Source organism: Allobosea sp. Root381 (assembly GCF_001429395.1).
Classification (GTDB): domain Bacteria; phylum Pseudomonadota; class Alphaproteobacteria; order Rhizobiales; family Beijerinckiaceae; genus Allobosea.
Window position 1 is genome coordinate 1 of record NZ_LMJT01000010.1, and the last position, 23,038, is coordinate 23,038.

A 23,038-nucleotide genomic window follows, 5' to 3' on the forward strand; every position below is an offset into this window, starting at 1 on the left:
TACAAGCCGCCAGCACCGCCCGCCGTGCTCTGGCCGGCTGCACAAACCCAACCCACTTCACGGGCCATCTCAACCGTGGCCGCCAAGCCCACCATGCATTAGATTAAAACTGGGCCACCTGATGGGGGCAGGCCATGGGCCTGATAGCCCGCGATGTGATAAGCTCGCCTAGCAGGTATGATCCCCCCACTGAATTGGTCCACCTTCAAGTATGTCTTGAGGCAAACAGAAGGACCAGAATGCCGAAGAAGCGTCATAAGCCCGAAGAGGTCGTCGCGAAGCTGCGGCAGGTCGATGTACTGATCTCGCAGGGCCAGCCCGTGGCGGACGCGATCCGCTCGGTCGGTGTGACGGAAGTTAGTTACTATCGCTGGCGCTGTGAGTTTGGCGGCCTGAAGACGGATCAGGTGAAGCGGATGACGGAGCTCGAGGCCGAGAATGCCCGGTTGTGCCGCGCTGTCGCCGACCTGACACTCGATAAGCTCATCCCGAAGGAAGCCGCGTCGGGAAACTGGTTCTCTAGTCGGGATCATAGGTTAACTCCCTTGCGTGCGCATCCTGGATCGGCGCGTGAACGGTCTGCGGAGCTCTTGCTTCTCTCCGAGGTCACTCGCTGAAGCGAAAAACGTCGTCGAAAGCTGGCGGCGGCACTTCAGCTCCTGCGCCTCATGGTTCGCTCGGCTACATGGCCACCAGCGCTGGAGTCCTTCGTGCCCGCTCTTACCGCGCGGGCGGCTGCGCAATCCAAGCCGGCCCCGCCGCCCGCGCTGGCGCCGAGGCCGATCTTTCACTATCAATCGGCTCCGACCTCTCGGTGGGGCGCATCAGATGGCGTCGGCGTGACGGATTAGCCCTGCGAAACCAGTACATCGGCCTGACGCAGCTTCGCGACGATCTCTTCGGGTTTATGACGCTTCTTCGGCATTGCGGTCCTCCTGCCGCCAAAAGACCTGCTTCAGGTGGACCAATTCAACGAGGGTGTTGGCGGGTATCGGCGAATGCTCCTTGATAAGAGGTGCTTTATGCCGCTTGCACAACCAAGATCGGGTCGATCGCTTTGCGCAGACCGTCACAGCAGTCAATCATAGAAATCTATCGGCGACCCTGAACCGGGAGCCAGAGAATCAGCCATTTTGCCCCGCTCTTAAAGCCTGTTTGGAAATTCATGGATGGGCGTTTCTTCGCATGAGGTTTGCGCCCATCGCGACGAGGATCATGGTTTTTGAGACGTCGATGCGCCGCTCGTAGTCTCGCACGAGGCGGCGCCAGCGGATCATCCACCCGAAGGTTCGCTCGACGACCCAGCGCCGGGGCAGGACCTCGAAGTCTTTGGCGCCGTCACGGCGACGGATGATCTCGACGACGAAGTCGAGCCATGCGGCCTTGTCCATCAGCTTGAGACGGTCGTAGCGGCATCGGCGACGAGATATTTCACCCAGAGGGCCAGCGGTTGCGGATCGCGTCGAGGATGGTCAGTGCGCCGGCCCTGTCGGAGATGTCGGCGGGCCTCAGATTGACCATCAGCAGGCGCCCATCGGTGTCGACCGCGATATGGCGCTTGCGCCCGACGGATCCTCTTGTTCGCGTCGTAACCCCTTGTCGCGGCGTGCGGAGCCTTGATCTACTGGCTGTCGATGGCCGCGGCTGTCGGGCTCGCCTCACGGCCGGCCCGCTCGCGATCCAGCATCAGTTCGATGTCGTGGATCGTCTGGAACAGGAAGCGCCGCGCAAGCTCCCGGAACCAGACATAGACCGTGCGCCAATGCCCGAAATGAACCGGCAGCATCCGCCAGCCACAGCCCGAACGAACCAGATAGCGTACAGCGTTGATCACCTCGCGGAGCTCGACCTCCGGCGGACGGCCACGCCGTCCGGGCTTCGGCATCAGCGGCGCCAGCCGATCCCATTCCTCGTCCGTCAGGTTAGACGGATAACGCTTCGTCTTTCGGGCGATCTCGGCCATCCGCCTGCGATGCTCTGCCGTCCACATCCACAGCTTGGATCACAGCCAGTCGATCCGAGGAATCCCAAAACTCGAATTTCCAAACAGGCTCTGACAAGCCAATGTTGGAATGAACGAGATTGTGTAGCACTTGACCGGATCGTCCTTTCATTTCATGCAATTCGTCGATTGCTGTGTCACGATTTCATTTTCCCCAGACAAGGACTGATCATATTCAGCAAGTGCTGTCTGAGCGATATTGAGTCCATCAATAAGAAGCGCTTCGGCGTCACTCCGCTCCACCGCTTCAACGTAAACACGTAATTCCGGCGCGTTGCCCGATGCGCGGAAATATACCGTCGTGCCGTCGCCGAGCGTGAGACGCAGCCCATCGCGTCTGTCGCGAGCAGCGACTCCACCACGTGCGGCGAAGACTGCATCGCGATAGGCCGAGTCTCCGGCGTCGAGCCTTGCGATCAGCGCCGCGGTCTTCTCCTGCGGCACCTCCTGCAAACGGTTCGACAGAGCGACGGCGAATTTCTGCTCGGCAGCGAGTTGGCTGAGCGGCTTTTTTGCGCGCACCGCGGATGTCAGTGTGGCCAGGATCGGCAGCATCGCGTCGCGCGTCGGCAGGGCAGCGAGCTTGCGCCCTTCCCGATTGACATCCGAGCCGAGCAGCACGCCGCCATTGGCCTCGAAGCCGACGACGAGCCGTGCACCCTCAGCCCTCGCCGCCGCCATGCCGGCAATGACATAGGGAGAACCGACCCTGGTGCGCACGACCTGCCGGAACAACCCAGGACGTTCCAGCGCCGAGTTCGAGGTCACGGGGGTCACGATCGCGTCTGCGCCCAGGAAGGCTGCCGTCAGCGCGCCGACGAGATCGCCGCGCAGGAACAGGCCCGACTCGTCCGCGACCAGCGGTCGGTCGGCGTCGCCATCGGTCGAAACGATGGCGTCCAGCGGCTGGCTGCTGGCCCAATCTCTTGCAAGCGTCGCGTCCTCCGGGCGCAGCGCCTCGGTGTCGACCGGAATGAAGCGTTCGGCACGCCCGAGCGCGACAGGCTGGGCACCGAGCGCGGCCAGCAGGTCGCAGATCACGTCGCGCCCGACCGAGGAATGCTGGTAAACGCCGACCGTCAGGCCGCGCAGCGCATCGGGGCCGAAGAAGTCGAGATAGCGCGCCCGATACGCCACCAGTGCATCATATACGCGCGCCGGGGCCGGTTCGGTGGGGAGGGCGGACAGAGCGAGGTTCTCATGCCAGGCAAGGATGCGCGCCTCGTCGGCTTTGTCGATCTCACCCTGGCTGCGATAGAATTTCAGCCCGTTGCGGTCGTCCGGGATGTGGCTGCCCGTAACCATGATGGCCGGCGCGGTCACCTGCACGGCGGCCAGGGCCAAGGCTGGCGTCGGCACGTCGCCGCAATCCACCGGGACGAGCCCGGCATCGGCGATGGCGCGGGCACATTGTGCAGCGATCAGGGGGCTCGACGAGCGCAGATCCTGCCCAATCAGCACCTCGCCGCCGGGTCCGGCTGCGCCATCTTCATCGATCATCGCGCAGAAGGCGCGAGCATGACTGTACACCGGCAGCCCGACCAGATCGGTCACGAGCCCGCGCAGGCCAGAGGTTCCAAATTTGAGACTTGTCATCTCATGACCGCCTGTAAATGTCTTCGATGCGGATGATGTCGTCCTCCCCCAGATAGGAGCCGACCTGAACCTCGATGATTTCGAGCGGAATCCTGCCGGGATTGGCCATGCGGTGGACACATCCGATCGGGAGATAGATCGACTCGTTCTCGTGCACGACGATGGTTTCCTCGTTGCGCGTCACCTCGGCGGTACCGCGGACCACGACCCAGTGCTCGGCGCGATGAAAATGCTTTTGGAGGGAGAGAACGCCGCCGGGCTTGACCGTGATACGCTTGACCTGATGGCGTATGCCAAGATCGATCGACAGGTATCTGCCCCAGGGTCGCTGGACCTCGCGGTGGGCTCCGGCTTCCGATTCGCCTTTGGCGGTGATGAGCGCGACCATGTCCTTGACCTTGTCGGCCTTGGACTTGGGCGTCACCAGCACGGCGTCGCGCGTCGAGATCACGGCGATATCGTCGAGGCCGATCACGGCCACGAGTGCTTCCTCCGAGCGGATGAGATTGTTGGAGCCATCGAGCACATAGCCGCGCCCGTCGATGGCGTTGCCGTTCTCCTTCTTGTCCGACAGATCCCAGACGGCGGCCCAGCCTCCGACATCGGACCAGCCGAAGTGGCCGGCGACGACGGCCGCTTTCTGCGTCCGTTCCATCACGGCATAGTCGATGGAGATCTTCTTCGCCGTGGCGAATGACTCAGCATCGAGAAGCAGGAAGTCGAGGTCCCGCTTGGCCTTCGCAACGGCCTCCGCCACGGGCGCGACGATCCCGGGCTCGAACGCTTCGAGCTCGGCGCGCATCGTCGCGGCGTCGAAGATGAAATTGCCGGAATTCCAGAGATAGCCATCGAGCAGATATTGGGCGGCGCGCACCGCGTCCGGCTTCTCGACGAAGGCAGCGACCTGCCGCGCTCCGTCGCCAAGGTCCATGCCCGGACGGATATAGCCATAGCCCGTGGCCGGATTGGTCGGCGGAATGCCGATGGTGACGATGCGCCCCTGCGCCGCGACCACGCCTGCCTGTCGGCACGTCTCGACGAAAAGCGCGCCGTCCTGGACCACTTGATCGGCGGCGAAGACGCCGACGATCGCGCCATCGTCGCGTGCAAGGGCCAGCTCCGTCGCCGTGGCGACCGCAGCCGCGGAATCGCGACGCGTGGGTTCGAGCACGATCTCCGCCGCGATCCCGATCGCCTGCAGCTGGTCCAGCACGGTGAAGCGATATTCGGCGTTGGTGACGACAATGGCATGGCCGAAAACGGATGCATCCGACAACAGTCGGATCGTGCGCTGGAAGGTCGACTCCTGCCTCAGCAACGGGATGAACTGCTTGGGCATCGTGTCGCGCGACACCGGCCACAGCCGCGTACCCGCACCGCCGCACATCACGACAGGGATGATCTTGGATGACATCGGTCAACGGCTCCTAGCCTCAGGGTTCTTAGGCTAACGATGCTGTTGAAAGCAACGGCCGGGGCGAAGCGGCTTCAACGGCGTGGCAAGCCCTTTTCGTTGCAAGAAGCCGGGATGACCGGTCCAAGCCCTTGCCACGGCCCAAAACTGAGTGTCACGGGTTCGGCTCCGGTGCCGCGGCTCGTGTTGTTCCAGCGCGCCTTACCATGTTGTCGTCGCGTCTTTGCCGCTGCGTTCTGCCGCGACCGACTGCAGACATATGCCCACCCTCCAAGCGAGATTACGATCTCGATTTTTCGCGAAACGGACTTGTCTGCACTGCATTACGGAGCTAATCGTCTACCTATTGAAGAATATGTATGTATAAATTCCCAAGAACAACTGCATCGATGGGATCAGATTTCGCTCAGTGTTCAAAAATTCACCTTCAAAGTATACATTCAGAACTCACTACTCGACCCGCACCAGGTTACGGCACCGCAATAAAATGATGCACCTTAGAACTGCACTCAAACTCGATACCTTCAGCATTTCCTCCCTGTCCGCCACCTCAGCCTTTGCAACCGGTGATCCCACTGCCCATTTTTAGGCTCTAACAGCCCCCTTTCGCCTTGGCTAAGCAGCCAAAACCACCCGCTTAGCCGCTCGTTTTGACACGCACAAACTGATTTCCCCCTCGCCCGGATCAGCCCGGAGCGAGATCGACGATGCGCGCCTGTTTTCCACCTTTGGCCTGACATGGAGAGACCAATGACGCGATTAGCCCGCAGCAACCGCCTGATTGAGGCGCCCTCGCCCATCCCGCCACCGGCACTGAGCTTGTTAAGCGCCGCATTGGCCCGCGGCGCCGATGGCGAGATGCTGGAGCGCCTGATCGGCTTCCACGAACGCTCGCAAGCTCTTGAGGCGCGCAAAGCCTTCGAGAAGGCGCTCGCTGCAGCCAAGGCCAAGATCCCGGTGATTGTCAAAAACCGCCAGGCGATGGTGGGCCGACAGCCCTATCGCCATGAGGATCTGGCCGAGATCGTCCGCACGATCACACCGATACTGGCCCGGAACGGGCTGTCCTATCGCTTCCGTTCGCAAACCACAGGCGCCCTCGTCACGGTGGTCTGCGTGATCTCGCATCGCGACGGCCATAGCGAAGAGAACAGCCTTTCAGCGAGCCCCGATGAGAGCGGCGAGAAGAATAGCATCCAGGCGATTGGCTCGGCCCTGACCTACCTGCAGCGGATGACGTTGAAGGCGGCCCTGGGTCTTGCCGCCTCCGATGACGATGATGGTCAGGCCGCAGGCTCATCCGCGCTGATCTCACGCCAGCAGGCGCGCGAACTGCTCGACCTGATCGAGGAAATCGGCGCCGACAAGAATGCCCTGCTGCAGTTCTTTCAGATCAAGGGCGTCACCGACCTGCCGGCAGCGCGGTTTCGGCAGGCGCTCACCATGCTCAACTCCAGGAGGAGCAACTGATGAGCAACCAGCTCGAGATCATCGCTTGCGAGCAAGGCTCGCCCGAATGGATCCAAAGCCGCCTCGGTATCGCGACGGCCTCCGAGTTCGCCACGATCCTGACTAAAGGACGCGGCGGCGCCGAGAGCAGGACCCGCCTCAGCTATCTCTACAAGCTCGCCGGCGAACGCCTCACCGGCGAGCCGATGGACACGATCAGCACCTTCCACATGGAACGCGGCAAGCTGATGGAGGATGAAGCCCGCAGCGTCTACGCTTTCGTCACCGGGGCGGTTTGTGAGCGTGTCGGCTTCCTGCGCCGCGGGCGTGCCGGCGCCTCCCCCGATGCGCTGATCGGCCACGACGGCTTGCTTGAGATCAAGACCAAGCTGCCGCATCTAATGATCGAGACCATCCTGCGCGGCGAGTTCCCGCCTGAGCATAAGGCGCAATGCCAGGCGCAACTCTGGATCGCGGGACGCGAATGGATCGACATCGCGGTCTATTGGCCTGGCCTGCCGATCTTCATCACCCGCGCCCACCGGGACGAGAGCTATATCCGCGAGCTGGCTGAGGCGGTCGACACCTTCAACGCCGAACTCGATCTAATCGTCGACAGGGTCAAATTCTATGGCCTGGCCAAGGCGGCATGATGCCGATCCGCTCGGGACCGATCCATCCATGCGGAGCGGGTCTGGACCCGAAGCGCTCCGCCACACGGCGCGAGCTCTCGCGTGCTCAGAAGGTTGCGATGATCAAGCGTGCCATGACCGGAGCAGGTCGGATCCTCTGCGAAGGCTGCGGGCTCAATATCACCGGCAAGGCGCTCGAGTTCGATCACATCATCCCGGAAGCCCTGATCCTCGAAGAGCGCGGAGCTCGACATCTCGGACGGCCGCGTCCTCGGGCGCGACTGTTGTCACCGCCGGCCCGGCGGCAAGACGGCCACCGACCTCGCCGACATCGCTGAGGCCAAGCGGCGGGAAGCGAAGCATTTGGGCATCCGCTCCAAGCCGCGGCTGACGGGGCCAAGCTTTGTCCTGTCAGAACCCCAGCGCTCCGCCTCCCGGCCACTTAGCAAGCCAGCGGCCTGGCGCCGCGACGATCTGTGACCCCCATTCTTCAGGAACCCATCACGATGACGACCTTCTATCCCGCCATGCCTTACAAAGCCTTCGCTCAGCGGTGGCGGCACGTTGTTGGCGCGGTTCTGTTGAGCGTGGCGATCCCCGCCTGCACGACGCGGTCCGTGATGAACTTCAACCGCTTCGATGGCCGCACCGATCAGGCGGCTGCGGCCCAGTTCCAGCAGGACGATGCGATCTGCAAGGGTGAAGTCGCCAAGGCGCAAGCCATGGCCGCGCCGATCTATATGGGACACAGTCTGGCGGACGCGATGGAAGCGGGCATGCTGGAAGGTCAACGCACCAATGCGCTGAGGCAGATCATGGTCGGCTGCATGGCGCAGCGCGGCTATTCGGTGACGATGGTGACGGTGCCCAGTTGAACGCCCCGCTGGACGACAGGATCGATGCTCATCGTCCACCTCCAGGCACCTCGTCCGGGCCGGCTACGCGCCGGCCCCCCGAAACCGCGACTGCGGCCGTACGATCTTCTGTGGCCTAACGGGAACCACCGGCGTGCGGGCAGTCAGATACTTCAGCGCCTGGCTGGTGGCATCGACCTGGTCATCATGGCGTCCCGTCGGAAAGGCCAGCAGCTCGGAAAGGTAATCGGCAAGCCATTCGGCCTCTTGCGGCAAGAACACCTGCCCGGCCTCGAACCGCGCCGCCTGTGCCAGCAACCGCGCCGTCTTGTCGAACCGTGCGCGCTGCAGCAGCGGATAGAGCTGATGGGTCCGGCGCAGGTCCTGCGACAGCGCCCGGCCGAGCTCGGTATCCTCGATCAGCGTCGCATCGACCTCATGCTCCTCGGCAACCGCGATCATCTTGCGCCTGAGCTCTGGGCTCTCCCAACGTCCGCGCACCACGTCCAACAGATAGTATTGCTGGCCTCGCGCGCCCCAGACGGTGCCGACCGACCAATCCGAGGTCTCCGCCAGCGTCGAGGCGGTATCCCAGGATGCGATCACCATCTCGAACCCTTCGGGCCGGTGCTCGTAAGAACGGATCCAGTCACGCTTGATCGCATTGCCTTCCGCCGGCAGCGGGTTCTGCTGGTACTGGGCTGAGAAGTTCAGGGTCCCTAAATTTCGTTTGGTCGCCTCTAACCAGGCGATGGATTCGCGCCCCGGATGCAGGATCTCGCCTGCCCTGCGACGATAGACCCCGTCCTGTCCCTCCCCGATGCGATAGCTCATATCCTCCATGGCGATCGCGGGGATCGACAGGACCTCCCACTCTTCCTTCTCCAGGACGTGACCGACGAGGTCGTCCTGGTGAAGCCGCTGCATCACGATGATGATGGCGCCGTTGATCCGGTCGTTCAGGCGCGAATACAGCGTCGCATCATAAAACTCGGTCACGCGGCGGCGCTCAGCCGCCGAGAGGACCGCGTCGAGTCCGTTGATGGGATCATCGATGACGATGAGATCGGCGCCGCGCCCGAGCACAGCGCCCCCGACCGAACCGGCAAAGCGCGAACCACGTTCGCTGGTCTCGATTTCGTTCTTGCGGCTGGTCTTGATTTTGAAGCCGGGAAAGAGCCGCCGGAACCAGGGGCTGATCACCACGCTGCGGAAATCCGCAGCGTGCTTGAGCGAGAGCTCGTTAGCATAGCTGACCGCCATGATCCGCTTGCGCGGATCATGGCCCATCACCCAGGCGGTATATGCGATCGTGACACAGATCGACTTGGCCGAGCGTGGCGGCACATTGATGATGAGCCGCTTGCACTCGCCGCGCCAGACCCGCATCAACTGATAGGCAATCGCATCGATATGCCAGTTCGGCAGATAGGGCGTTCCCGGATCCAGTGTCATGAAGCTGCGCGCAATGAAGCTCGACAGATCCTGACGCAGGATCGCATTAAGCAGCAGCCGGTCACGCATCCCAGCCTCCACCGGACCTGCGTTCGCGCGCGAGGAAGCGCGCGATCAGCTGTGCCTCCTCCTCGCTTGTGATCTCCGGCGTGGCTGCCTCGGAAACGGACGTCATCAAGCCGAGCAACTTGATGACATCCTTTCGCGCCGCTGCATCGCCCTTGAGTGCGGCCTCGGTCGTCTTCTGCAGGAAGGCTTCGAGGACCGAAACTGTCCGCAGTTTGCCCTTCTTCATCATCTGGATCGGTTCGGACATCAGCTTGGCGAACTCATCGGCCAAATTGAGTTGTGGCTTGACCTTACGGCGACCAGAGGGATTGCCGCTTCGGCCTTTCTGAAAACGGCTGTGCTGCGGCGGGTTCTTGTACCCGACAGGGGGCTGATCGTTGTTGCGAGACATATTCGCCTCCCACCATCACTGCCCGACCGCCGGCGAGCTGTGCCCACGCTGCATCGCCATCTCTGCAAAACTCTGTCCCGTCTCGGCGTGGCGCGCCTCGCGCTTGAACAGCTTCTCCCAGCGCCGGATCGCCACATCGACATAAAGCGGGTCGAGCTCCATCAAATAGCCCCGCCGCTTGGTTTTGGCCGCCGCGATCAGCGTCGTGCCGGAACCGCCGAACGGATCGAGCACGATACCTTTCAGCTTCGAACCATCCTTGATCGCATCCATGACCATGGTGCAGGGCTTGACCGTCGGGTGAGCGGCCAGGTCCTCCATCCGTCCCCGGCCAAAGCCATTGGCACCGGCATAGCTCCAAAGCGTGGTGCGGTACCGGCCGTGGCGGCCGAGCTCGATGTTGTTGATGTGCGGCACCTTACCCTTCTTCCAGAGCGGGATCAGCTCGGTCTGCGACCGATAGAGCGAGCCCATCCCTGCATTGGTCTTGGCCCAGGTGATCACCGCCTTCAGCTCGTCGAAAGCGGCGTATCCGGCGTTGAGCATCTCGTGGAGATGCGGGCCGTCGATGCAGGTGAAGATCAGAGCTCCGTCCTGGGAAGCGGCGGCAATTTCACCGCAGACGCCCGTCAGGAACCCCCCGTACTCGGGCTTGCTCATCTCGCCCGAGGCCATCGGGAACGGGCGGTGCTTGATCTTGCCGAGCCCGCTGACATGGCCATCGATCCGAACATTGTAGGGCGGATCCGTGAAGCTCATCTGGGCGAACTCGCCGCCCATCAGCCTCTCATAGTCGGCGCGTTCGCGGGCATCGCCGCAGAGGATCCGGTGGTCGCCGAGCAGCCAGAGATCACCACGCTGCGTCACCGCTTCCGCACCGGTCGGCCCGACCGCATCAGCCGGATCGGCCTTCGGAGCCAGCGCCTCATCCGCGCTCAGGATCAGGTCGATCTGGGGCGTCTCGAACCCGGTCAGATCGACCAGGAAATCGATCTCGATCAGCGCACCCAGCTCGATCCGGAGGATATCCTGATCCCAGCCCGCGAGCTCGGCCAGGCGGTTATCAGCCAACGCGAAAGCCCGAACCTGATTGGCGTCGAGGTGGTCCAGGGAAATCGTCGGAACCGCCGACAAGCCCAGGAGCTTGGCGGCTTCAAATCGCCCGTGGCCGGCCACAATGACGCTGTCCCTGTCGACCAGGACAGGTGTCACAAAGCCGAACGCGCTGATGCTCCCAGCGATCTGATGAATCTGCTTTTTGGAATGCGTGCGAGCGTTGCGCGGCGAAGGCGTCAGCTCGCCGAGCGGCCGCTCAACGATTTTTGCTGCGAAGCACGCCACAGCGCTCGTCAACTGGGCGGCCGAGCGCTGAACAACCGTCGAGGCGGGAGGTCGGCAGCGGTGACGCACTTGAGCCGGGATGGTGGAAGTAGCATTCGAGGTCATGATCGACTCCATCTGGAAATCGATCGGATCAACGAGCACCCGCGTTACTCCTCTCCCACAGCGCGGTACGCCGTAGGTTGGGGGAGCAACGAGGGCTGCTCACTGATGTGAAATGCCTCGTTAGATGCCTCGACCCGATCAGGGTTGGGGGCTGAAGTTCGCGACGAATCGCGAACAATCTACATTTAGAAGATGCGCGCGAAGATTGCAATGCGAGAATCAAGGTCGTAAACGGACGCTGTTTTTGTCAGCTGCCGCGTTCTTGCCCGAGCACAAGCCCTTGCTGGATGTTTCGCTGCCAGGCTCATCGATCCCTGTTTCCAAGGTCGAAATTCCCTGCCAATGCAAAATTCCTTCCCTGCTCAACGCAACAGAGTTAATGCAGCCTGAACAGCCGCGCCTTGGTTTAACTATGTGCAAACGCACAGAATGTTTGGCCCACGGCAGCGCGTCCGCCATGGGCGGATTGGGGAATTCCGCTGATCATTCCCTGATCAATCCCTGATACCAGGGATTGAGGAGCTTCCGCGTCGGAGGCCGCTATCCTGGCAGCTCACCTGTGAACCGCCAGCGCTTCATCCTGCGGAACGCCCCCCATCAAGCGTGGGTTGGAAATCATCTACTTTGCCAATCCGGGTGCCTACTCCGGTAAGTCCTATTGTCACCCGACTTGCTTGAGGTCGCACCGCACCGGCAGGCTCCCCTCTCTGCCGTATCATTCATTGCCGGGATGCAGACGGCATGTTGTGCCCGATCCGCCGGCGCTACGATGATGCAGCGCAGGCTCGGGCCGCGCGCGATATAGGCCAGAACAATGAGCGGCCCGCCCTGTCGCGCGACAGGCGCCGGTCGACAGTTACCGCTGTTTCTGGCCTTGCCGGTGAGCAGCTTGTAGGCATGACGCCTTCAAGGCCGCACGAACAGGCCATCGAGGGAGGATCGGGATTCTTGGCGACCGGACGCATCTTTACGACCGCACAAATGGCCGGCGCCGCCCGCAGGCGGCTGCCGCGGGCGATCTTCGACTTCATCGAGGGAGGGGCGGGGGCCGAGATCGCGATCGCGCGCAATCGGTCCCGCTTCGAGCAGATCGCGCTGATGCCGCAGGCGCTGCGCGACTGCGCGGCGGCGAGTGCCGAGGTGACGATCTTCGGCCGCCGCTATGCGGCGCCCTTCGGCGTCGCCCCGATGGGATTTGCCGATCTGGTTCGCCCCGGAACCGACTGCGCCCTGGCTCGCACAGCCAAGGCGCAGAACATTCCCTATGTCCTCTCCACGGCGGCGACGACATCGATCGAGACGATCCAGCCCATTGCGCAGGACAATCTCTGGTTCCAGCTCTACCCGGGAGCCGATGAAGCCATCGCCGCCGGCCTGATCGAGCGCGCGCTCAAGGCCGGCGTCACCACGCTGGTGGTGACCATCGACATCCCCGTTCCGGCCAAGCGCGTTCGCGATCTGAGCAACGGTCTCGCCATCCCCTTGCGGCCTTCGCTGCGCACGATCCTCGATGTCAGCCGGCATCCCGCCTGGCTTCTGCGGGCGGCTTTGGGCGGGCGGCCGGGCATGGCGAATTTCATCGGCGACAAGGGCTCGATGAGCGGCCTGGCCCATGCCGAGTTCGTCTCCCGGCAGCTCTCCTGCCCGGCGCTGGACTGGGGTCGGATCGAGCGCATCCGCAAGGCGTGGCCGCATCATCTGGTGATCAAGGGCATCCTCAATCCGAGCGACGCCCTGGCCGCAGCCCGGATCGGCGCTGACGGCATCGTCGTCTCCAATCATGGCGGCCGCCAGCTCGATGCGGCGCCCGCTCCGATCGAGGTCCTGCCCGTCATCCGTGAGGCCTGCGGCGATAGCCTGACGCTCCTGCTCGACAGCGGCGTGCGCACAGGCGACGACATCGCGCGCAGCCTCGCCAGCGGAGCCGATTTCGTGCTGCTGGGCCGGTCGTTCCTGTTTGCGGTTGCCGCCCTCGGCCTGTCGCAGGGGCCAACGGCGATCATCGACATGCTGAAGGCCGAGCTGGTCAACACCATGATCCATCTCGGCTGCTCCGATCCTGCCGAGCTTGGCCAGGATTTCCTGTGGCCGCAGCCGAGTCTGGGAGCAAACCGATGAAGATCGCAGTCATGGGAGCCGGTGCAGTCGGCTGCTATTACGGTGCCATGCTGGCGCGCGCCGGTCATCAGGTCACGCTCGTTGCGCGGCCGCCGCATGTGCAGGCAATCGCGGCCCGTGGCCTGGTCCTCGAGACGAAGGATTTCACCGAAACCCTGCCGGCGACGGCGACGCCCGATCCTTCGGGCGTGGCGGGAGCCGACCTCGTGCTGTTCTGCGTGAAGTCCGGCGATACCGCGGCGGCCGGCGCGGCCATCGCGCCGCATCTCGCATCGGGAGCCGCGATCCTGAGCCTTCAGAACGGCGTCGACAACGCCGAACGCCTGCAGGAGATCCTCGGGCGTCCGGTGATCGCGACGGCGGTCTATGTCGCGGCCGAGATGTCGCAGCCGGGCCATGTCAGGCATCACGGCCGCGGCGAGCTGGTTTTGGGCGCCAGCCCGGCGAGCCCGGCGCTCGTTGAGCTCTTCGCACAGGCCGGGATCGCAGCCGAGATTTCCGACAATGTCGTCGGCACGCTCTGGAACAAGCTGATCGTCAACTGCGCCTACAACGCGTTTTCGGCGATCCCACAGCTGCCCTATGGCCGGATGGTCGCGGTGGAGGGCGTCGAGGCCTGCATGAGAGATATTGTGGCCGAATGCCTCGCCGTCGCGAAGGCCAGCGCGGTCCGCGTCGACGAAGGCATCCTGGAGAAGGTCATGGCCCTGGCCTCGGCGATGCCGGATCAGTCCTCCTCGACCGCTCAGGATCTTGCGCGCGGCAAGCGTACCGAGATCGATCATCTCAACGGCTATGTCGTGAGGGCAGGCGCGAAGCTCGGCATCGCCACGCCCGCCAACCGCCTGCTGACGACGGTCGTCAAGCTGATGGAGGAGAGCAGCCGGCGCTGAGGAAAGGCGGAGTTCCCGCCTGCTGCCCGGTCCGCTTATGCGGCCCCGTGTTCCTTGTCCTGCCCGAACACCACGTGCCATCCTGTCCGCAAGCCGACCACGGTAACCAAGAAACGGGCAGGAAACGATTTCATGAAGCGCAGAGCATTCCTCAAGGGCGCCGGCGTCGGCGCGGCAGCCGGCATCGCCTCCCCGGCGATCGCCCAGAGCACGCCGTCCATCACCTGGCGCCTGGCTTCGAGCTATCCGAAGTCGCTCGATACGCTTTATGGCGCCTGCAGCTATCTGTCGGATGCCGTCTCGGCGGTGACGGACGGCAAGTTCAAGATCCAGGTCTTCGCCACCGGCGAGATCGTGCCGGCTCTCCAGGTTGCGGATGCGGTCACCACCGGGACCGTCGAGATGGGTCATTCCGGCTCGTATTTCTACACCGGCAAGGACACGGCCTTCGCCTTTGGAACGATCGTTCCCTGGGGGCCGAACAGCCGGCAGATGCAGGCCTGGCTGTTTCATGCCGGCGGGCTGGAGCTGCTCAACGAGTTCTATGCCAAGTTCAACATCTACAACCTGCCGGCCGGCAATACCGGCGCGCAGATGGGCGGCTGGTTCCGTAAGGAGCTGAAATCGGCAGCGGATCTGCAGGGCCTCAAGATGCGGATCGGCGGCCTCGGCGGCAACGTCCTGCAGAAGATGGGCGTGGTGCCGCAGCAGCTTGGAGCCGGCGACATCTACCCGGCGCTGGAGCGCGGCGTCCTCGATGCTGTGGAGTTCGTCGGGCCCTATGACGACGAGAAGCTCGGCTTCGCCAAGGTCGCTCCATATTACTATTATCCCGGCTTCTGGGATGGCAGCGCCGAACTCAGCTTCTTCATCAATCTGGAGAAATGGCAGAGCCTGCCGAAGGTCTACCAGCACGCGCTGAAGACCTGCGCCATGGCGGCGGGGCACGACATGCAGGCGAAATACGACGTCCTGAATCCGGCGTCCCTGAAGCGGCTCGTCGCCGGCGGCGCCCAGCTTCGACCCTTGCCCAACGACATCCTCAAGACCAGCTACAAGGTCACCAAGGACCTCTATGCCGAGATGTCGGCCGCCAATCCCAGCTTCAAGAAGATCTACGACCACCTCTGGGCCTTCCAGCAGGACAGCCTGCGCTACTGGGCGATCTCGGATCTTTCCTACGACTACATGTCGGTCACTGCGCTCCAACAGCGTTGGGCTGACGGCTGATCGACGCTCCTCCAGGCCACGGCCTGCGGCGCGGAGGCCGCTTTCGGCTGCGGTGCCGGCGCGCTATCATGGGTCCATGACGGAAGCGCCGGATCATCGCGATTTCGAGGCTCCGGCGCCATCGCGCCTGGGCATTGCCTTGCTCGCTGGTGGCGCCTCCCTGCTGCTGCTGACCGGCCTGCTGCTCTGGTGGCGCGAGGGCGACCGTCTCTTCACCGACGGCCTGATCGCCGCCATCGTCGCTTGCTTCTGAACATGCCAGCCGGCCTGTCCCCGCGCGAGCCGCAACCAGGACTCCTCCCGTGAACCGCCGCCTCATCCTGCCCGTCCTCGTCTTCCTCATCGGCGCGCTCGCGCTCGCCGCGGCAGCGATCCTGACCTTTGCGCCGGCCCGCCAGGGGCAGTCCGGCACGGCAAGCGTCGGCGGACCGTTCACGCTGACCACGCAGGACGGCAAGCCGCTGACCGACAAGGACCTTCGCGGTGCGCCCTTCCTCGTCTTCTTCGGCTTCACCCATTGCCCGGACATCTGTCCGACCAAGCTGTTCGAGATCTCGGAGGTGCTGCGCGCCGCCGGTCCGAAGGGCGAGAAGCTGCGCGCCCTCTTCGTGACGGTCGATCCCGAGCGCGACACGGCCGAGGTCATGAAGAGCTATATCGGCTCCTTCGACCCGCGCATCGTCGGCCTGACCGGTGACAGGGCCGCGATCGACGCCGTGGTCAAGGCCTATCGCGCCTATGCCCGCAAGGTGCCGCTGAAGGACGACGACTATACCATGGACCACACCGCGCTGGTCTATCTGATGGGCAAGGACGGCAGCTTCGTCGGCGCCTTCAATATCGAGCAGCCGCCGGCCCAGGCGGCGCAGGAATGGCTTCGGCATCTGTGAGGCCTGCCCCCGGGGCGTGCCCCGGGCGCTGCTGGGCTACGCCATGCGTCGTCTTGTTCCAGGAGAAGCGGCGCGCCCGATATTCGTGCAGCGCCATCCAGGCGGCGATGCAGACGAGCCCGTAATAGAGCGGCAGCCAGGGCAGCAGCCTGAGCAGGCGCGGCTGCCCACGCCGCAGTGCCCCGACCGCGGGCGGCAGGAACAGCGCGATCGCCCCGAATATCCATACGACCGCCGCCAGCGTCGAGGAGACGCTGAAGAAGCCGGTAGCAGCGAAGAGCGTGCCCTCGCAGCAGGCCAGGAAGGCGACGATCGCGAAGACGGGATAGGCCAGCGCACTGACCACCGTGCCGAAGCCGAGCGTCAGGAAGGTGAAGGTCGCTGGCAGCCCGGCCTCGCGGACCAGCCGGACCGGATGGCGTGAATGCGTCACCAGCGTCTGCATGTAGCCCTTGATCCAGCGCGAGCGCTGCTTCAGCCAGGCGCGCAGCGTCAGAGGCGCCTCCTCGTAGGTGTCCGACGGCAGGTCGCCCATGCGATAGCCGGCCCGCGCCAGCCGCAAGCCTAGATCGGCATCCTCGGTGACGTTCCAGGCGTCCCAGCCGCCGACCGCCCGCAAGGCATCGGTGCGGAAATGGTTGGAGGTGCCGCCCAGCATGATCGGCAAGCCGGACTGCAGCAGGCCGGGATTGAGCACGTCGAACAGCGCTGCATATTCGAGCGCGAACAGCGCCGGCAGCCGGCCTTCCGCGGCGTGGTCGATCACCAGCCTCGCCTGCAGGCAGACGAGGTCCTCGGGCTCCTTGAGGAAGTGCGCCGCGGCCATCCGCAATTGCTGCGGATCGGGGATGTCCTCCGCATCGAAGATCGTGAACAGCGAGCCGCGTGCCTCGGCCAAGGCGAGGTTGAGCGCTCGCGGCTTGGTGCGCGGTTGGCCGGGCGGCACGACCGTGACGGCGATATGGGCCGGCAGCGAGACCCGTGCCAGCGCGGCCTGGAGGCCAAGATCGTCGGCCTCGATCAGCAGGCGGATGTCGAGCTTGGCGGCGGGGTAGTCGAGGTTCGCGAGCGCGCCCAGCAATTGGTGGAGGACCGCCTCCTCGCGATAGAGCGGCACTGCGACGGTATAGACCGGCAGGCGGCTGTCATCGATCCGCCAGCGATGCTTGCGCCAGAGATCGGGCTCGGGTTGCTCGATCACGGCGGCGAGCCGCAGAAAGATCAGGCCGAGGAAGAGCGGGCCGAGCAGCAGTGCCATCGCGAAGAAGGTTTCCAGCGGCACAAAAATCCCGCCGGCCGCAGCGGCCGCCGCCGCACCCCCCGCCGTGATGCGCTGGCCACGGCTTGCCCCGGTGCGGGCGCTGTCGCGGGCGAGCCCCGCGGCGTCGAGATTGGCGGCATGAATGGCCAGGTCGACACCATTGGCGAGACGCAGTGCTGCACCGAAGCGCCGCGGCGTGACGACGCCGATGTCGTCGCGCTGCCGTGGCCCGGCTTCGAGCATCCGCCGCAATGCAGGCCCCTCCGGCGCCAGCATAAAGCGAAAGCGCCGGTCTGCATCGCCCGTCACCGGCGCGATGCCGCCGTTGAGGATCGCGCCGTAATCGCCGCCGGCCACGAACGCGAACGCGCCGGCATGGAAGGGCAGGCCCAGTTCTGCGGCCAAGGCGCGATAGAAACCCTCCTCGTCGATCAGCCCGCTGGCGAGGAGTTCCCGGGCGACTTCGGTACGCCGGCGCTCGGCGCGCCGCGCCACCCTCGTGAGCTCGGAGAGGGCGATGTCGTGGTGCGCAAGGAAAGCGATCTCGATCGGCAGGCCCGCATAGGCCTCGCCGCCGCCAGATCCGGATCTGTCGCTACCGCTGCCCCCCACTGGCCCGGCCCGCCCCACGCAACGCAAATTCCCGGGACGCTCGCCCGAGTTGACCTATGGTCATATATCTTGCGCGCGGAGTCGAGGGGGCGCAGCGGACCCAGAGGGCTGGCCTCCCGGCCGTCAGGCCTTGGCGAGGATTTCCGCCACCTGCGGGATGTCCTTGTCGCCGCGTCCCGAAAGATTGACCACCATCAGGTGATCCTTCGGCTTCTTCGGAGCGAGGTCGGCGATGCGGGCGAGCGCATGGGCGCTCTCGAGCGCGGGAATGATGCCCTCCAGCCGCGAGATCAGCTGGAAGGCTTCGAGCGCCTCGTCGTCGGTGGCAGAGAGATAGGTCGCACGGCCGGTCTCGTGTAGCCAGGAATGCTCCGGGCCAATGCCGGGATAGTCGAGCCCGGCCGAGATCGAATGCGCGTCGTTGATCTGGCCGTCCTCGTCCATCAGCAGATAGGTGCGGTTGCCGTGCAGAACGCCGGGGCGGCCGCCGGTCAGCGACGCCGCGTGCAGCCCGCTGGGAATGCCGTGCCCGGCCGCCTCGACACCGTAGATCTCGACCGACGGATCGTCGAGGAAGGGATGGAACAGTCCCATCGCGTTCGAGCCGCCGCCGATACAGGCGACGAGCGAATCCGGCAAACGACCTTCCAGCTCCTGCATCTGCTCGCGCGTCTCGTTGCCGATCACGCATTGGAAATCGCGGACCATCGCCGGGTAGGGGTGCGGCCCCGCGACCGTGCCGATGCAGTAGAAGGTGTTGGCGACGTTGGTGACCCAGTCGCGCAGCGCCTCGTTCATCGCATCCTTGAGCGTCTTGGTGCCGGATTCGACCGGCACGACCTTGGCGCCGAGCATCTGCATGCGGAAGACGTTGGGCGCCTGCCGGGCGACGTCGACCGCGCCCATATAGACGATGCATTCCAGCCCGTAGCGGGCGCAGAGCGTCGCGGTGGCGACGCCGTGCTGGCCGGCGCCGGTTTCGGCGATGATGCGCTTTTTCCCCATCCGCCGCGCCAGCAGGATCTGGCCGAGCACGTTGTTCACCTTGTGCGAGCCGGTGTGGTTCAGCTCCTCGCGCTTCAGGTAGATCTTGGCGCCGCTGAAGTGCTCGGTCAGGCGCTCGGCGAAATAGAGCGGCGAGGGCCGGCCGACATAATGCTTCAGCCCGTAGGCGGTCTCGGCGTGATAGGCCGGATCGGCCTTGGCCGCCTCATAGGCCTGTTCGAGCTCGAGGATCAGCGGCATCAGCGTCTCGGCGACGAAACGCCCGCCGAACAGCCCGAAGCGGCCGTTCTCGTCCGGCCCGCTGCGGTAGGTGTTGGGGGTCTGGGGCGCGTTCATGTCCGGCCTGCCTCTGTTGTCGCTGCCGCCGCCGCGGCCCGTGCCGCTGCGACGAAATCCCTGATCTTGCCGATGTCCTTGACGCCCGGCGCGCTTTCGACCCCGGAGGAGACGTCGACGCCCCAGGGCCGCGTTGCCGCGATCGCCTGGCCGACATTCGCCGGATCGAGGCCGCCCGATAGCATGAAGCCCAAAGCCGGGTCGAGCGCGGCCAGCAGGCTCCAGTCGAAGGCCTTGCCATGGCCGCCGGGATAGGCTGCGTCCTTCGGCGGCTTGGCGTCGAGCAGGATGCGGTCGGCGGCCTCAGAGTAGTCCGCGACTGCGGCCAGATCATGCGCCGCGGCGATGCCCAGCGCCTTGATGACGGGAAGGCCGGTCGCCGCCTTGAGGCTGCGGATCTGCTCGGGCGTCTCGCGCCCATGCAGTTGCAGCCAGTCCGGCTTCAGCCTTTCGGCCAGTTCGGCGGCCTGTTCCTGCGAGGGGTCGACGAGGAGCGCGACGATCGCTGTCCTGCCGCGCGCCATCGCAGCCAGCTCGGTGGCCCGCTCCAGGGTGACGAAGCGCGGGCTCCTGGGATGGAAGTTGAGGCCGATCATGTCGGCACCCGCGTCCAAGGCGGCCGCTACCGTTTCGGGCGTGGAGAGCCCGCAGATCTTGATCATCAGGGAGGGACCGGATCGTGACATGCCCCCGCCATACACGAAGACGCGCCGCGCCGCACTTGCGACATGATGCGGGACGAAGCAAAGCTAGTGAGATCAGGTAGCGGCCCGGGTCAGCGGGCCAGCGCTGCGGCGAGGCGGGCGGACGTAGGTTCGGCATGGGGCGGCGCGGTTTCACGATCCTGGCTGGGTTGCTGGCGATGTTCGGCATCACCGCGGCCGGGTTCTACGTCGCCAACCAGCCCCATACGCTGCGCCTCGCAGTCGGCCCGCTCGGCTCCGAGGACGCCCGCATGGCGGCCGGCTTCGTACAGGGGCTCAACCGCGAGAAGGCGCCGGTCAGGCTGAGGCTGATCCTCACCGAGGGCTCGCAGGAGAGCGCGCGCAAGGTCGACGATGGCGAGGCGGATCTGGCGATCCTGCGCCCCGACATCGCCTTGCCTGCAAAGGCGGATACGGCGCTGATCACCCGCCGCACCTTCCCGTTCTTCATCACCGGCAAGGAGACGGCGATCGGCCGGATCGCCGATCTGCGCGGCAAGCGGATCGGGGTGGTCCGCAATCCGCCCGGAAACATCCCCCTGCTCAGGCTCGTTCTCGAGCAATACGAGGTCAGGGCCGAGGATGTGACGATCGTCGGGCTGACGCCGGACGAGATCGTGCCGGCGGCGAGGGAGAAGCGCATCGACGCCTTCTTCTCGGTCAATGCCGTCGGCGCCCGTACCAGCGGCGACGGCACCGGCCGGCTGCGCTCGGCCTGGGGCGAGGATCCCGTGCTGATCCCGATCCGCGAGGCCGATGCGCTGGCAGCCCGCGTCCGCGCCATCGAGACCGGCGAGATCGTCAGGGGCGCGCTCGGCGGTGACCCGCCGCGGCCCTCCGAGAACCTGCCGACCATCGCGATCACCTCGCGGCTCTTTGCTGCCCAGGATCTCGACGAGGACGTCGTCGGCAGCCTCGTCAGCGCCCTGCTCGGGCTGCGTGTGACGCTGGCGGCCGAACTGCCGCAGATCCAGGGGTTGGAGGCGCCGGCGACCGACAAGGACGCGCCCTTGCCGGTGCATATCGGCGCGGCCGCCTTCATCGATGGCGAGCAGAAGACCTTCTTCGAGCGCTATGGCGACTGGTTCTATCTCGGCGTGATGGGGTTGTCCCTGCTCGGCACCGGCGCCGCCGGCGTGCTCGGCCGCGAGAGCGCGGTGCGGCGCAAGCGGGCGATGGCGGGGCTTGACCGGCTGCTGGCGCTGCTGCCGAAGATCCGCGCCACCTCGGACGTCGCGGCGCTCAATCTCTATCGTGCCGAGGCCGATGCGATCCTTCTCGAAGTGCTGGGCGATTTCGGCCAGGGCGATCTTGATTCATCCGCGATAGCTGCGTACCGCTTGGTCTTCGATCAGGTCAGCCGCGCTGTCGTCGAAGCGAAGATCAGGACGACCACCGCGAAGCTCTGAAAGGCATGGCGGAACGGTCGCCTGGACTGGCCGCGCCGGTCGGGATGGAATTCCGCGGGGGACGTTCTTGGCTCGGCACCATACTTTCTTGAACCGGCTCCTGGACCCGAAACCGCACGCGTTCACGCTCAGCAATGCCCTGCTCGGGTGGCATCCCGGTGTCAGGCGGCTCGCGGGCTTCTTCCCGGACTTCGTCTGGCCCGACCCGGGTCGCGTGAGAATGTTCGAGGACAGGCTCTGGAGGCACAGCCTGTCTGCTGCGGCGTATGACGATGTCCGGCCGCAAGTCTGCGATGACAATGTCGATACGCTGAATCCGCTCGATACGGCATGCGAAGCTGGTTTTTCCCGCACCGTCATCGCGGAGATTTCCGGCGTCGTCGTGCCCGGTCATACACTGACTGCCGTCGATGCCGCTTCGGGAAGCCAGATATCACTGGGTCAGCAAGGCAAGGCGCGCTGGTCGTTCGCCTATCCCGGTTTCGTTGCAATGAAGCGGATCACGGTCGACCAACCCTGCCTGGCAATCCCGCCGATCCGCCACTACGGTCATTTGATGACCGACGTGCTGATGCCGATCTGCGAGGCCATCCGGATCGGCGCGATCAGCGGGCGCGAGGAGCTTGTGATTTTCACCGGAGACCATCCGCCGCTGGTCTCTTCGTTCATTGAGGGCATCCGCGCTTCAGGGCTGCGCGTCCGGCAAATGCCGCTGAGCCCGACCGAACACGTCGTCACAGACCGCTACCTCTACGCACGCAGTCATTCGCCGAATATCGAGCAGATCTTTGGCGTGCCCGAGGCCTGCGGGACCGCGCTGGCGCTGTTTCAGGCGGCATATCGCGGAAAGCCCGCCATGGTCGCGCCGCGGCGGCTCTATCTCAAGAGAAAAGGTCACCGCCAGAGAGTCGTCGCTGGCGAGGACGAACTGGTTGCGCTGCTCCAGAAGGCTGGATTTGTGGTGCTGGAACCGGAGTGGGCCAACCACCCGGACCAGATCGCAGCGTGCTCGGGCGCTGACGTCATCGCGGCTGTTCACGGCGCTGCACTGGCCAGTGTGCTGTTTTGCAAGCCTGGCGCTACAGTGATCGAACTGATGGCGACCGATGGCCGTAAATCGACGGGGCTCCACTGGGCGGCGGCGGCAGGCGCGCGCTACGTCCCGGTGTTCGGTGGCAAGGAGGGCGGCAAGCAGTCTTTCGCCATTGATCCGGTCAAGACCGCTCGTGCGATCATCGCAGCGGCGGATAGCGCCCAGCCGCGATGATCGCA

General features: G+C 64.8%; 19 protein-coding genes and 2 pseudogenes. 12 read left to right on the forward strand and 9 right to left on the reverse strand.

Annotated elements, in window-relative coordinates; translation table 11 throughout:
* Positions 1 to 239: 239 nt before the first annotated feature.
* A pseudogene (locus ASE63_RS10590) lies at positions 240 to 509 on the forward strand (transposase); the annotation flags it as partial.
* A 654-nt stretch (positions 510 to 1,163) separates the two neighbouring features.
* Here the strand turns inward: ASE63_RS10590 and ASE63_RS10595 are convergent.
* The 3 genes and pseudogenes from ASE63_RS10595 to ASE63_RS10605 form a co-directional block, all read right to left on the reverse strand.
* Positions 1,164 to 1,990: pseudogene (locus ASE63_RS10595) on the reverse strand (IS5 family transposase).
* Between the two features lie 120 nt (positions 1,991 to 2,110).
* The gene (locus tag ASE63_RS10600; protein ID WP_056800703.1) at positions 2,111 to 3,598 is read right to left on the reverse strand and encodes a phosphomannomutase; all 1,488 of its coding nucleotides are present in this window, start codon (positions 3,596 to 3,598) and stop codon (positions 2,111 to 2,113) included.
* A 1-nt stretch (position 3,599) separates the two neighbouring features.
* The gene (locus ASE63_RS10605) at positions 3,600 to 5,012 is read right to left on the reverse strand and encodes a mannose-1-phosphate guanylyltransferase/mannose-6-phosphate isomerase (protein WP_056800705.1); all 1,413 of its coding nucleotides are present in this window, start codon (positions 5,010 to 5,012) and stop codon (positions 3,600 to 3,602) included.
* Positions 5,013 to 5,762: 750 nt separating this feature from the next.
* Between ASE63_RS10605 and ASE63_RS10610 the strand changes: the two genes are divergently transcribed.
* From ASE63_RS10610 to ASE63_RS10620, 4 genes are all read left to right on the forward strand, one after another.
* A complete protein-coding gene (locus ASE63_RS10610) occupies positions 5,763 to 6,482 on the forward strand; it encodes an ERF family protein (protein WP_162261756.1) in 720 nt (239 codons plus the stop codon).
* Positions 6,482 to 7,114, forward strand: a complete 633-nt coding sequence (locus ASE63_RS10615; protein ID WP_056800709.1) for a lambda exonuclease family protein — start codon at positions 6,482 to 6,484, stop codon at positions 7,112 to 7,114. Before ASE63_RS10610 ends, ASE63_RS10615 begins: the two co-directional genes overlap by 1 nt.
* A 98-nt stretch (positions 7,115 to 7,212) precedes the next feature.
* Complete coding sequence (locus ASE63_RS27190) at positions 7,213 to 7,431, forward strand: hypothetical protein (protein ID WP_156410295.1); 219 nt, start codon at positions 7,213 to 7,215, stop codon at positions 7,429 to 7,431.
* A gap of 168 nt (positions 7,432 to 7,599) precedes the next feature.
* Positions 7,600 to 7,968, forward strand: coding sequence for a hypothetical protein (locus ASE63_RS10620; protein ID WP_056800711.1), 369 nt, complete (start codon positions 7,600 to 7,602; stop codon positions 7,966 to 7,968).
* Between the two features lie 63 nt (positions 7,969 to 8,031).
* Here the strand turns inward: ASE63_RS10620 and terL are convergent, their stop codons facing one another.
* Genes terL through ASE63_RS10635 form a run of 3 tightly spaced genes read right to left on the reverse strand, consistent with a single transcriptional unit; the run spans position 8,032 to position 11,347 of the window.
* A complete protein-coding gene (gene terL, locus ASE63_RS10625) occupies positions 8,032 to 9,471 on the reverse strand; it encodes a phage terminase large subunit (RefSeq protein ID WP_056800713.1) in 1,440 nt (479 codons plus the stop codon).
* Positions 9,464 to 9,862 (reverse strand): DUF5681 domain-containing protein, encoded by a 399-nt coding sequence (locus ASE63_RS10630; protein ID WP_156410296.1) that lies wholly within the window; start codon positions 9,860 to 9,862, stop codon positions 9,464 to 9,466. Before ASE63_RS10630 ends, terL begins: the two co-directional genes overlap by 8 nt.
* 15 nt (positions 9,863 to 9,877) lie before the next feature.
* The gene (locus tag ASE63_RS10635) at positions 9,878 to 11,347 is read right to left on the reverse strand and encodes a DNA methyltransferase (protein ID WP_244491367.1); all 1,470 of its coding nucleotides are present in this window, start codon (positions 11,345 to 11,347) and stop codon (positions 9,878 to 9,880) included.
* Between the two features lie 942 nt (positions 11,348 to 12,289).
* On the opposite strand from ASE63_RS10635, the gene ASE63_RS10640 reads away from it, so the two are divergent.
* The 5 genes from ASE63_RS10640 (at position 12,290) to ASE63_RS10655 (ending at position 16,439) form a co-directional block, all read left to right on the forward strand.
* Positions 12,290 to 13,426 carry an alpha-hydroxy acid oxidase gene (locus ASE63_RS10640; RefSeq protein WP_056800718.1) on the forward strand — a complete coding sequence of 379 codons (1,137 nt, stop codon included), beginning with the start codon at positions 12,290 to 12,292 and terminating at the stop codon, positions 13,424 to 13,426.
* Complete coding sequence (locus ASE63_RS10645) at positions 13,423 to 14,319, forward strand: 2-dehydropantoate 2-reductase (protein WP_056800720.1); 897 nt, start codon at positions 13,423 to 13,425, stop codon at positions 14,317 to 14,319. Before ASE63_RS10640 ends, ASE63_RS10645 begins: the two co-directional genes overlap by 4 nt.
* 132 nt (positions 14,320 to 14,451) lie before the next feature.
* Complete coding sequence (locus ASE63_RS10650; RefSeq protein ID WP_056800722.1) at positions 14,452 to 15,549, forward strand: twin-arginine translocation signal domain-containing protein; 1,098 nt, start codon at positions 14,452 to 14,454, stop codon at positions 15,547 to 15,549.
* Between the two features lie 76 nt (positions 15,550 to 15,625).
* Positions 15,626 to 15,802 (forward strand): hypothetical protein, encoded by a 177-nt coding sequence (locus ASE63_RS27195; RefSeq protein ID WP_156410297.1) that lies wholly within the window; start codon positions 15,626 to 15,628, stop codon positions 15,800 to 15,802.
* A gap of 49 nt (positions 15,803 to 15,851) precedes the next feature.
* On the forward strand, positions 15,852 to 16,439 hold the full coding sequence (locus ASE63_RS10655) for an SCO family protein (protein WP_056800724.1): 588 nt from the start codon (positions 15,852 to 15,854) through the stop codon (positions 16,437 to 16,439).
* Here ASE63_RS10655 and ASE63_RS10660 read toward each other — a convergent pair.
* From ASE63_RS10660 to ASE63_RS10670, 3 genes are all read right to left on the reverse strand, one after another.
* Complete coding sequence (locus tag ASE63_RS10660; protein ID WP_056800726.1) at positions 16,384 to 18,312, reverse strand: glycosyltransferase family 2 protein; 1,929 nt, start codon at positions 18,310 to 18,312, stop codon at positions 16,384 to 16,386. The genes ASE63_RS10655 and ASE63_RS10660 overlap by 56 nt on opposite strands.
* Before the next feature lie 123 nt (positions 18,313 to 18,435).
* Positions 18,436 to 19,653, reverse strand: coding sequence for a tryptophan synthase subunit beta (gene trpB / locus ASE63_RS10665; protein WP_056800728.1), 1,218 nt, complete (start codon positions 19,651 to 19,653; stop codon positions 18,436 to 18,438).
* Positions 19,650 to 20,339, reverse strand: coding sequence for a phosphoribosylanthranilate isomerase (locus ASE63_RS10670; protein WP_056800729.1), 690 nt, complete (start codon positions 20,337 to 20,339; stop codon positions 19,650 to 19,652). The genes trpB and ASE63_RS10670 overlap by 4 nt, the downstream gene beginning before the upstream one ends.
* 134 nt (positions 20,340 to 20,473) lie before the next feature.
* On the opposite strand from ASE63_RS10670, the gene ASE63_RS10675 reads away from it, so the two are divergent.
* Complete coding sequence (locus tag ASE63_RS10675) at positions 20,474 to 21,766, forward strand: TAXI family TRAP transporter solute-binding subunit (RefSeq protein ID WP_056800731.1); 1,293 nt, start codon at positions 20,474 to 20,476, stop codon at positions 21,764 to 21,766.
* Between the two features lie 88 nt (positions 21,767 to 21,854).
* Complete coding sequence (locus tag ASE63_RS10680) at positions 21,855 to 23,033, forward strand: glycosyltransferase family 61 protein (protein WP_056800733.1); 1,179 nt, start codon at positions 21,855 to 21,857, stop codon at positions 23,031 to 23,033.
* The last annotated feature ends 5 nt before the right edge of the window (positions 23,034 to 23,038 follow it).

What these genes read in the sequence shown, in the direction of transcription:
- ASE63_RS10620 (WP_056800711.1), top strand. Translation starts at nt 7,600, where the DNA reads ATGACGACCTTCTATCCCGCCATGCCTTACAAAGCCTTCGCTCAGCGG.
- ASE63_RS10675 (WP_056800731.1), top strand. Translation starts at nt 20,474, where the DNA reads ATGGGGCGGCGCGGTTTCACGATCCTGGCTGGGTTGCTGGCGATGTTC.
- ASE63_RS10645 (WP_056800720.1), top strand. Translation starts at nt 13,423, where the DNA reads ATGAAGATCGCAGTCATGGGAGCCGGTGCAGTCGGCTGCTATTACGGT.
- ASE63_RS10600 (WP_056800703.1), bottom strand. Translation starts at nt 3,598, where the DNA reads ATGACAAGTCTCAAATTTGGAACCTCTGGCCTGCGCGGGCTCGTGACC.
- ASE63_RS10650 (WP_056800722.1), top strand. Translation starts at nt 14,452, where the DNA reads ATGAAGCGCAGAGCATTCCTCAAGGGCGCCGGCGTCGGCGCGGCAGCC.
- terL (WP_056800713.1), bottom strand. Translation starts at nt 9,471, where the DNA reads ATGCGTGACCGGCTGCTGCTTAATGCGATCCTGCGTCAGGATCTGTCG.
- ASE63_RS10630 (WP_156410296.1), bottom strand. Translation starts at nt 9,862, where the DNA reads ATGTCTCGCAACAACGATCAGCCCCCTGTCGGGTACAAGAACCCGCCG.
- ASE63_RS27195 (WP_156410297.1), top strand. Translation starts at nt 15,626, where the DNA reads ATGACGGAAGCGCCGGATCATCGCGATTTCGAGGCTCCGGCGCCATCG.
- ASE63_RS27190 (WP_156410295.1), top strand. Translation starts at nt 7,213, where the DNA reads ATGATCAAGCGTGCCATGACCGGAGCAGGTCGGATCCTCTGCGAAGGC.
- trpB (WP_056800728.1), bottom strand. Translation starts at nt 19,653, where the DNA reads ATGAACGCGCCCCAGACCCCCAACACCTACCGCAGCGGGCCGGACGAG.
- ASE63_RS10670 (WP_056800729.1), bottom strand. Translation starts at nt 20,339, where the DNA reads ATGTCACGATCCGGTCCCTCCCTGATGATCAAGATCTGCGGGCTCTCC.
- ASE63_RS10605 (WP_056800705.1), bottom strand. Translation starts at nt 5,012, where the DNA reads ATGTCATCCAAGATCATCCCTGTCGTGATGTGCGGCGGTGCGGGTACG.
- ASE63_RS10610 (WP_162261756.1), top strand. Translation starts at nt 5,763, where the DNA reads ATGACGCGATTAGCCCGCAGCAACCGCCTGATTGAGGCGCCCTCGCCC.
- ASE63_RS10615 (WP_056800709.1), top strand. Translation starts at nt 6,482, where the DNA reads ATGAGCAACCAGCTCGAGATCATCGCTTGCGAGCAAGGCTCGCCCGAA.
- ASE63_RS10640 (WP_056800718.1), top strand. Translation starts at nt 12,290, where the DNA reads ATGGCCGGCGCCGCCCGCAGGCGGCTGCCGCGGGCGATCTTCGACTTC.